The following is an 8,853-nucleotide window of genomic DNA, read 5'->3' as shown; positions in this document are numbered from 1 at the left end:
AACGGCTCGATCCACATCGGATCGCTCGCCGAGATCACCCCACCCATACCGTGACCAACGCCGAACCAGACGGATAGTTACGGGACAGCCTTTAGCAGACCCCGCGGGGGCCGGTCAGGCCCGGGGGACGAGGGTGTTCTCGCTGCGGCGGCCGGCCGTGAAGTCGTCGACGTCGCGGGCGGTGGCGTCGATGATCTGGCCGACGACGGTGCGGGTGAAGCAGGCCTGGTGGCTGGTGACCAGCACCTGGGGGAAGGTGACCAGCCGGGCGAGGACGTCGTCGGTGATGCCCTGGACGGAGCGGTCGGTGAAGATCAGTGCGGCTCACTGGTCGTCAGCGCCCTCCTGGCCGGGAGCGCCCTCCTGCTCTACCGCGAGTGACGGGCGCTCCGGCGGCACCTTCCCGGCGGGTCAGCCGGCCTGCGGCGTCCAGACGAGCGGATTGGCGAGCGTGACGCCGTGGCTCCGGAAGTCGAGGGTGACCCGGTCGCCGTCCAGCATGGTGTGCCCGCCGTGGAAGCTGCTCCGGTCGGCCCCGACGTACACGTAGTGCACGCGGCCGGGCCGGTGCAGCGCCTCGTGGGCGAACAGCCCCGCCGTGATGGTGTCGAGGTCGTAGTGGAGCGCGTCGGTGCCGGTGGTGAACGTGCCCTTCCAGACGAGGGCGCCGTCCCGCTCGATCGTCGTCTCACCGGTGACGTGACGGGGCGGCGGGCCAAGGTGCAGGGCGGGCGAGATGCCCGCGCTGCAGAGCTTCGCGTACGACAGGTGGCCGTTGTGCCGTCGGAACCGGCCGATGTCCGTCACGTCGTTGCCGAAGGTGTAGCCCACGTAGCGGGGCCGGCCGGTTCCCTCGTCACCCACGTAGACGAGGACGACCTCCGCCTCCTCGCAGACGGCGAGCGCCCCGCCGGGCACGTCCAGGGGCTCGCCCGGCAGCCGCAGCGCGTCGCCGAGGCCCTTGAAGAACCAGGCGGGCTGGTCCGGGGTGGTCTCGTCGACCTTCACGTTGTGGGTCATCATGAAGCCGCCGACCAGGGCGTCCCCCACCTGGCGCGGGAGGCACGGCACGCGCGTTCGCACCTGGTGCAGTTCCCCGGCCGGCACGTCCACCGGTGTCCGGCCGGACGTCAGGGCACCGGCGTCCCCGCCGGACTCCCGGACGAGCACGGCCAGTCGTTCGTCGGACAGCGGGTACAGGCGCAGCGGGGCTCCGCTCGGGGCCGCGCCCAGGGCGAAGTACGACGCCCCCTGGTAGTCGCACTCGAAGAGCACCGTCATCGGGAATCGCCTCCTGGGAAGGACGGATGGGGTTGCCGGTACCTATCGGCCGTCTGCGGCCCTGAGGGCGAGGCGGTCGATCTTGCCGTTGCCGGTGAGGGGGAACGCGTCCAGGCGCACGTAGCGCCGGGGGATCATGTAGGCGGGAAGAACGGCCGCCAGGTGGGTGCGCAGAGTGCGGGAGTCGGTCTCGCCACCGGTGTGGAAGCCGATCAGGTCGAGGCTGCCGACCGGGCCGGGGAGGGCCAGGACCACGGCGTCCGTGACCTTCTCGTGCCGTCGCAGCGCGCCTTCGATCTCGGCGAGCTCGACCCGGTGGCCGCGGATCTTGACCTGGGAGTCCAGCCGGCCGAGGTGGGTCAGGGTGCCGTCGTCGGCGCGGCGGACGAGGTCACCGGTGCGGTACCAGTCGGAGGGGACCGGCGGACGGCCGGTGACCGGGACGAAGCCGACGGAGTCGTCGTCGGCGAGGAAGCGGCCGGCGTTGTCCTCCGCGGCGAGGTAGCCGTCGAAGCGCTGGGGGCCCCGGACACAGAGTTCGCCCTCGTCGGCCTGGCGCCCGTCGGCGACGACGACGGACTCCAGGTGCGGGTAGACGTGGCCGATGGGGACGGTGCCGTTGGAGGTGGCGGGCCAGTCCTCGGTGCGGGCGGGCAGCCGGTAGGCGGAGACGTAGACGGTCAGTTCGGTGGGACCGTAGACGTTCTCCACGACGCCGTTCGGGGCGGCGGCGTGCCAGGCCCCGGCCTGTTCGACGGTGAGCTGCTCGCCGAGGAAGAGGCTCATCCGCACCGACGGCATGGCGCCGGGGGCGAGTTCGCCCAGGCCGAGGGCGGTGGAGACGGCGGACGGCACTGACGTCCAGTGGGTGAGGGAGCGTTCGTTGACCCAGCGGACCGGATGCATCAGGTCCCGGGTGGAGGGGGCGACCAGGGTGGCGCCCGAGCCCCAGGCCACGAACAGGTCGAAGACCGAGACGTCGAACGCGAAGTCGAAGTTCTGCGTCATCCGGTCGCCGGGCCCCACCCCGTACCGGGCCAGGTTGTGGTTCACGAAGCTGAGGGCGTTGGCGTGCGACACGGGCACGCCCTTGGGCCGGCCGGTGCTGCCCGAGGTGAAGAGGACGTACGCCGTCGGCTGGGCCGCGGGGGCCCGGAACGGGGCGGCGTCCGCAGGGGTCCCGAGGGCGGGGATCTCCACGAGCCGCGGCAGTGTCTGCGACGGGCCGTCTGCGTCCGGTGCGAGGGCGGCGGCCGGCCCCCCGATGTCGTCGGTCAGGACCAGGGTCAGGTCGGCGGCCCCGGCGATCGCGCGGATGCGGTCGGCGGGGGCGGCGTTGCTGATCGGGACGATCGTGGCGCCCAGCCTCAGGACGGCGAGGTAGGCCACGTAGGTGCGGGCGCACTTCGTGCCGATCAGACCGATCCGGGGCGGTACCGGGCCGTGGTCGGCCGCGATGCAGCGGGCCAGGCGTTCCGCCTGGTCCGTCAGTTCGCGGTACGTCAGGGGGTCCTCGCCGGGGGTCTCCAGGGCGATGGCCTCGGGGTGGCGGGCGGCCGTCGCCTCGACCAGCCCGTACAGCCGGGTCGGTGCGGCGGACGGCGGCGGGGTGCTGCTGCTCATGCGGTCCCTTCCTGGGGGTGGGCGAGGGCGTCCGGGTTGACCAGGTACGGGGGGCGTTCCCCGCGCAGGATGCACGCGGTGTTCTCGACGGCGGCCGGTACCAGTGAGCGGTACATCTCCACGGTGTGGCCCACCACGTGGTCGGTGAGCAGCACGTTCGGGGCCTTGCGCAACGGGCTGTCCGCGGGGAGGGGTTCGACGTCGAAGGTGTCGATGGCGGCGCCGGCGATCCGGTTCCCGTGCAGGGCGTCGGCCAGGGCCGCCTCGTCGACGATGCCGCCGCGGGCGGTGTTGATGAGGACGGCGCTGTCACGCATGCGGCGCAGTTCGGGTTCGCCGATCAGGCCGCGGGTCGCGGCGTTGAGCGGCAGGTGGATGCTGACGACGTCGGCTTCCGTCAGGACGCGGTCCAGGGAGCAGAAGTCCACCTCGGGCCAGTCCTCGGGCCGGGGGGTCCGGGTGTGGCAGAGGACGGGGCCCGTGCCCCAGGGCGCGAGGCGGGTGCACACCTCCCGGGCGATCCGACCGAAGCCGACGAGGCCCAGGGTGGCACCGCGCAGCGAGCGGCTGTCGAGCTCGGCGGGCCGGGGGCGGGGGCGCTGTTCGGCGACGGCGGCGAGGCGGTCGGCGAGCCGCAGCCGCAGGGCCAGGGCGAGCATGATGGTGGCCTCGGCCATGCTGCCGTGGTTCTCCGGGGTCGCCCCGTTGGCGATGACGATGCCGCGCCGGGTGGCGTCGGGGACGTCGATGGAGTTGAAGCCGCTGGAGGCGAACACAACTCCCTTCAACTCCGGGTGCCCGTCCATGAGTTCGGGACCGACGGGGGTGCGGGAGGTGAGCACGAGGGCGTCCAGCGGGCCGTCCGTGACGGCCCGCGGATCCGCCGCCCGGACCACCTGGTGGCCCAGGGCGGCGAGCCGCCCGGCGATCTCGTCGAGCAGCTCGTCGAGGACCCGGTCGGTGCCGACGAAGACCCGGTGGCCGGACGGCGGAACTATGGACGGCATCCGACTAGAACCCGGTCAGGTAGGGGAGCCGGGCGGCCGTCCCGCTCACCTGGTCGGCGTTCTTGAGGAGTTCGGCGAGCGTGTCCCAGGTGCCCTCCAGGAAGGAGTCCCGCAGCGACGCCTGGATCTGCACGGGGAACTCGCGGCCGGCGATCCGCAGGACGCCCTTGCCGAGGTCCACGTCGGCCACGGCGTCGGCGTCGGCCAGGCCGATGGCGCGGGCCTCCTCCGCGTGCTCGGGGGCGAGGGTCACGCAGGGCAGCCCGATGGTGCCGCAGTTGCCGCGGAAGATCTCTCCGAAGCTCTCCCCGACGACGGCGCGGATGCCCCAGCGGTGCAGGGCCTGCGCGGCGTGCTCGCGGGAGGAGCCGCAGCCGAAGTTCTTGGCGACCAGCAGGACGCTGCCGGCGGAGCGCTCCTGCTGGTCGAAGGGGTGGGTGACGCCGCGGGCGTGCTCCTGCTTGCGGTCGTCCTCGAAGACGTGCTCGCCGAGCGCGTCGAAGGTCAGGTGCTTGAGGAACCGGGCCGGGATGATCCGGTCGGTGTCGATGTCGTTGCCGCTGAGCACGACCGTCGTGCCGGTGACGGTGCTGATCCGCGGATCGGTGGCGCTGGTCACTGCTGGGGCTCCTTAGGAGGAAGAGACGACGGTCGCGGGGCCGAACACGGTCGCCGGGTCGCAGACCGAACCGTTGACGGCGGCCGCGGCCACCGCCAGCGGGGACATGATCATCGTCCGGCCGGTGGGCGAACCCTGACGGCCCTTGAAGTTGCGGTTGGAGGAGGACGCCGCGAGCTCGCGGCCCACCAGCTTGTCCATGTTCATGGCCAGGCACATCGAGCAGCCCGCCAGCCGGAACTCGAAGCCGGCCTCCTCCAGCACCTTGTCCACGCCCAGGCGGAGGAGTTCCTCGCGCACGGCGTTGGAACCGGGCACGGCGAGCGCGCGCACGCCGGGCGAGACCCGGGCGCCGCTGCGCTTGAGCGCCTCGGACACCTCCAGGAAGTCGGAGACCCGGCCGTTGGTGCAGGACCCGATGAAGGCGACGTCGATGGGGTAGTCGCCGAGCTTGTCGCCGGGCTTCATACCCATGTATTCGTAGGCCTCGGCGTAGGAGTCGGCGACGTCCTGCGAGGCGCCCTCCAGGGAGGGCAGCAGCCCGTCCACCGGGACGGACTGGCCCGGGTTGATGCCCCAGGTCACCATGGGCCGGATGTCGGCCCCGTCCATCACCACGACGTCGTCGTAGCTGGCGTCCGGGTCGGAGGCGATGGAGCGCCACCAGGCCACGGCACGGTCCCACGCCTCGCCGGTGGGGGCGGCGGGGCGGCCCTTGAGGTAGGCGAAGGTCGTGTCGTCGGGGTTGACGTAGCCGCAGCGGGCGCCGCCCTCGACGGCCATGTTGCAGACCGTCATCCGCTCGTCCATCGACATGTTCTCGATGACGGAACCCGCGAACTCGTAGGCGTAGCCCACGCCGCCGACGACGCCGAGCTCGTGGATCACGTGCAGGATGACGTCCTTGGCCGTGACGCCGGGGGCGAGTTCGCCGTCGATCTGGATCCGGCGCACCTTGAGCCGGTTCATGGTCACGGTCTGGGTGGCCAGGACGTCGCGCACCTGGGAGGTGCCGATGCCGATGGCGACCGCGCCGAACGCGCCGTGGGTGGAGGTGTGCGAGTCGCCGCAGGCGATGGTCATGCCCGGCTGGGTGAGGCCCTGCTCCGGCCCGATGACGTGGACGATGCCGTAGTCGCCGCTGCTCGGGGAGAAGAAGCGCAGCCCGAAGTCCTCGGTGTTGGTCTCCAGTTGGGCCAGCATGTCCTCGCCCAGCTGGTCGAGGAGCGGGCGGGCGATGGTGTCCGTGGGAATGACGTGGTCGGCGGTGGCCACGTTGCACTCGGGCATGGCGATGCCGAGGCCGCGCTCCCGCAGCATGGCGAAGGCCTGCGGGCTGGTCGCCTCGTGCACCAGGTGGAGGCCGATGAAGAGCTGAACCCGGTCGTCGCCGTAGTCGCGCACGGTATGCAGGTCGAAGACCTTGTTGTACAGCGTTGAACCCATGAGCTTTTTCCTCGTCGGTCGTCTCGAAGAAATGAACGGTTATGCGGTGGGCCTGACGGGAGCGGCGGACCCGGCGGTCACGCCTCCGTCGACGGCCAGCGCCTGCCCGGTCACGTAGCTCGACGCCGGGCCGGCCAACCACAGGGCGGCCGCGGCCACTTCCTCCGGCAGGCCGATCCGGCCGAGGGGTGCTCGCCGGGCCCGTGCCGCGAGCTGTCCCTCGTCCGGGTACAGCTCGCGCAGCATGGCGGTGTCGGTGGACCCGGGACAGACCGCGTTCACCCTGATCCCGTGCGGGGCCAGCTGGAGTGCCGCGGCCTTGGTGAGTCCGACGACGCCGTGCTTGGTCGCCGCATACATGGGACTGCCCGAGTGCCCGAGGAAGGAGGCCACCGAGCCCGTGGTGACGATCGCTCCGCCACCTGACCGGAGCATCGCCCGTGACTGGTGCTTCAAGCACAGCCACATGCCCATGAGATTGACGGACATGACGTCGACGGCATCCTTCTGGAGCGCTTCTGACAGGAGCCCACTTGGGCCGAACATACCAGCCGTGTTCACGGCCGCGTCCAGGCGTCCGAATTCCAAGACGGCAGTATCAACTGACGCCGCGACAGCTTCCTCATCAGTGACGTCGCAGGTCACGGCGAGGCCACGGTCGCGCTCCAGGCCCGCCAGCTCCAGGCTCTCGCGCAGGGTGTGCTCCCGGCGTCCCGCGGCCACGACGAGGGCGCCCGCGCGGGCGAGCGCGGTCACCGTGGCACGGCCGATGCCGCTGCCGGCGCCGGTGACCATGACGACGGCGTCCTTGAGGTCGTTGCCGGGGGAGTGGGTCGGGTGACTGTTCATGAGATGTGGAGACCTCCGTTGACGTCGACGAGCGCACCGGTGGTGTATCCGGCTTCCTCGCCGCACAGATGGACGATGGCGGCGGCCGCCTCGCCGACGGTTCCGTAGCGCGCCATGGGGAGGCGGCCGCGCACCTCGGCCTGCCGCTCGGGCGGCATCTCCTCCCAGGCCGCGACGAGGCGCTCGGTGGCGATGGGGCCGTGCGCGACGGCGTTCACCGTCACGCCGTACGGGGCGAGTTCATAGGCGCACTGCTTGGTGTAGCCGAGGACGGCCGCCTTCGCGGCGACGTAGGCCGCGTTGCTGAAGATCGAGTAGGTGCGCCCGGCGATCGAGGCGAGGTTGACGATGCGGCCCCGGCCGCGCTGGCGCATGGCGGGGGCGCACAGCCGGGTCAGCGTGAAGCAGCCGAGGAGGTTGTTGCTGATCGCCGCGGTGAGGTCCGCCTCGCGGAGGTCCTCCAGGGGGATGCGGCGGGTGTCGCCGCCGACGCCGTTGACGAGGACGTCGGGGAGCGAGTCCGGGTCGGCTCCTTCGACGTACGCCGTGACGGCCTCGGTGTCGGTGACGTCCAGCAGGAGCGGGCGTGCCCCGGGCACGGTTCGCCGGGCGGCCTCCAGGGCGGCCGGATCCCGGTCGATCATGAGGACGTCGACGCCCTCTGCGGCGAGGCGCCGGGCGACCTCGGCGCCGATGCCGGAGGCGGCGCCGGTGACCCAGGCGCGGCGCGCCGGGAGCGGGCGGCTCGGGTCGGTGTTCACGGTCGTCCTTCCGGTGGGGTGTCCTGGGCGGTGGGTCGGGCGCGGTGCGGGGCGGCCGGCCGGGGCGCCGTCCACGGGCGCCGGAAGCCGGGGGTGCAGAGGTCCAGCAGGGCCCGGGTGGGGCGCAGTCCGATGCCGGGGCCGCCCAGGGCGGGGGCCCGGGAGGTGACGCGGTCCACCCGGTAGGCGGGGGTGGTGAGCGGAGGGCGGTCGGCGAACCACTCGTCCTGCCGGCCGGCCTCCACGGCGACGGGCGCGCGCAGGGCCGTGCCGACGAGGCGGCCGGCGGCCCACAGCGGGCCGAGCTCGCCGACCTGGACGCCGAGTTGGAGGCCGAGGCCCGCGGCGCGCGCGGCGCGGGCGAGTGCCAGCAGCCGCAGGGGGCCGCCGCACTTGGAGACGCGCAGGTTGAGCAGGTCGGCCGCCCGGTGGGAGGTGCAGTCGGCGAGGTCGCGGGCCGAGGAGAAGGACTCGTCGAGCATCACCGGGAGCCCGGCCCGGCGCAGCCGGGCCAGCTCCTCCCACCGGCGCGGGGCGAGGGGTTCCTCCAGCCAGGACAGTCCGGCGGCGAGCAGGCGCGGGGCGTGGGCGAGGACCTCCTCGACCTCCCAGGCGCAGTTGGCGTCCACCGACACGGTGGCACCGGGCAGCAGGGCGGCGACCTGCGCCACCAGGTCGGCCACCGGGGCCACGTCGGGACCGGCCTTGAGCTTGACGTGCGGGATCGCCTTCCGGGCGGCGTCGGACAGCGCGGCGAGGCGGGCCGGCGGCGCACCGCTCAGGTCCAGGACGGTCGCCACCGGCGCGGGGGCGGCTTCGGCGGCCAGCACGTCGTCGTACCCGGCCAGGTGCAGGGCCTGGAGGCCGTCCACCCCGTGCCTGCGGCAGACCAGGTCGAACAGGGCGGTCTCCAGGGCGGCCGCGGCCGCCGGGGCGGGCCGGCCGGGCTCCCCGAGGAGTTCCGGCAGTTCGAGCGCGGCCAGGCCGGCCAGCGACTCCGCCGGCGGGGCCGCGAGCAGCTCGACGACGGAGGGGGGCAGTTCCCGTCCGCGCAGCGCGGCGAGGACCGAGCGGACCGACTCGCCGGTGACGTACTCCCGCGGCGCCGCCTCGCCCCAGCCGGTCTCCCCGTCGTACTCCGCGGCGACCAGCACGGAAGCCGTTTCCCGGCGGGTCGTCCGGGCGTGCCGGAAGGGGCGTTCCATCGGGATCCGGGCCTCGTGCACGGTGAGGGTCAGCACGGGGAGCCCGCCCCTGCCGGGGGACG

General features: G+C 73.0%; 8 protein-coding genes and 1 pseudogene. All 9 read right to left on the bottom strand.

Annotated features, from left to right (window positions below; genetic code table 11):
* Positions 1-114: 114 nt before the first annotated feature.
* Positions 115-324, bottom strand: a pseudogene (locus ACFWIS_RS25370) (2-hydroxyacid dehydrogenase); the annotation flags it as partial.
* 87 nt (positions 325-411) lie between these two features.
* Complete coding sequence (locus tag ACFWIS_RS25365) at positions 412-1,281, bottom strand: FAH family protein (protein WP_380457132.1); 870 nt, start codon at positions 1,279-1,281, stop codon at positions 412-414.
* A 42-nt stretch (positions 1,282-1,323) separates the two neighbouring features.
* A complete protein-coding gene (locus tag ACFWIS_RS25360; RefSeq protein ID WP_380457130.1) occupies positions 1,324-2,904 on the bottom strand; it encodes an amino acid adenylation domain-containing protein in 1,581 nt (526 codons plus the stop codon).
* Positions 2,901-3,911 (bottom strand): NAD(P)-dependent oxidoreductase, encoded by a 1,011-nt coding sequence (locus ACFWIS_RS25355; RefSeq protein ID WP_380457128.1) that lies wholly within the window; start codon positions 3,909-3,911, stop codon positions 2,901-2,903. The genes ACFWIS_RS25360 and ACFWIS_RS25355 overlap by 4 nt, the downstream gene beginning before the upstream one ends.
* Positions 3,912-3,915: 4 nt before the next feature.
* Positions 3,916-4,530: a 3-isopropylmalate dehydratase small subunit 2 gene (locus ACFWIS_RS25350; RefSeq protein WP_380457126.1), complete on the bottom strand. Its 615-nt coding sequence runs from the start codon at positions 4,528-4,530 to the stop codon at positions 3,916-3,918.
* 12 nt (positions 4,531-4,542) lie between these two features.
* Positions 4,543-5,976 (bottom strand): 3-isopropylmalate dehydratase large subunit, encoded by a 1,434-nt coding sequence (locus ACFWIS_RS25345; protein WP_380457124.1) that lies wholly within the window; start codon positions 5,974-5,976, stop codon positions 4,543-4,545.
* A gap of 39 nt (positions 5,977-6,015) precedes the next feature.
* Complete coding sequence (locus ACFWIS_RS25340; protein ID WP_380457122.1) at positions 6,016-6,771, bottom strand: SDR family NAD(P)-dependent oxidoreductase; 756 nt, start codon at positions 6,769-6,771, stop codon at positions 6,016-6,018.
* Positions 6,772-6,821: 50 nt separating this feature from the next.
* Positions 6,822-7,586, bottom strand: coding sequence for an SDR family NAD(P)-dependent oxidoreductase (locus ACFWIS_RS25335; RefSeq protein WP_380457120.1), 765 nt, complete (start codon positions 7,584-7,586; stop codon positions 6,822-6,824).
* Positions 7,583-8,827 carry an enolase C-terminal domain-like protein gene (locus ACFWIS_RS25330; protein WP_380457118.1) on the bottom strand — a complete coding sequence of 415 codons (1,245 nt, stop codon included), beginning with the start codon at positions 8,825-8,827 and terminating at the stop codon, positions 7,583-7,585. The genes ACFWIS_RS25335 and ACFWIS_RS25330 overlap by 4 nt, the downstream gene beginning before the upstream one ends.
* Positions 8,828-8,853 lie beyond the last annotated feature (26 nt).

It is taken from the genome of Kitasatospora sp. NPDC127060 (assembly GCF_042724935.1).
GTDB lineage: Bacteria > Actinomycetota > Actinomycetes > Streptomycetales > Streptomycetaceae > Kitasatospora.
Note: the sequence above shows the minus strand (reverse complement) of the source record. Positions and strands in the feature narration are given on the sequence as shown.

Coding starts and splice junctions, on each gene's coding strand:
- ACFWIS_RS25340 (WP_380457122.1), bottom strand. CDS start 6,771: ATGGTCACCGGCGCCGGCAGCGGCATCGGCCGTGCCACGGTGACCGCG.
- ACFWIS_RS25365 (WP_380457132.1), bottom strand. CDS start 1,281: ATGACGGTGCTCTTCGAGTGCGACTACCAGGGGGCGTCGTACTTCGCC.
- ACFWIS_RS25345 (WP_380457124.1), bottom strand. CDS start 5,976: ATGGGTTCAACGCTGTACAACAAGGTCTTCGACCTGCATACCGTGCGC.
- ACFWIS_RS25360 (WP_380457130.1), bottom strand. CDS start 2,904: ATGAGCAGCAGCACCCCGCCGCCGTCCGCCGCACCGACCCGGCTGTAC.
- ACFWIS_RS25355 (WP_380457128.1), bottom strand. CDS start 3,911: ATGCCGTCCATAGTTCCGCCGTCCGGCCACCGGGTCTTCGTCGGCACC.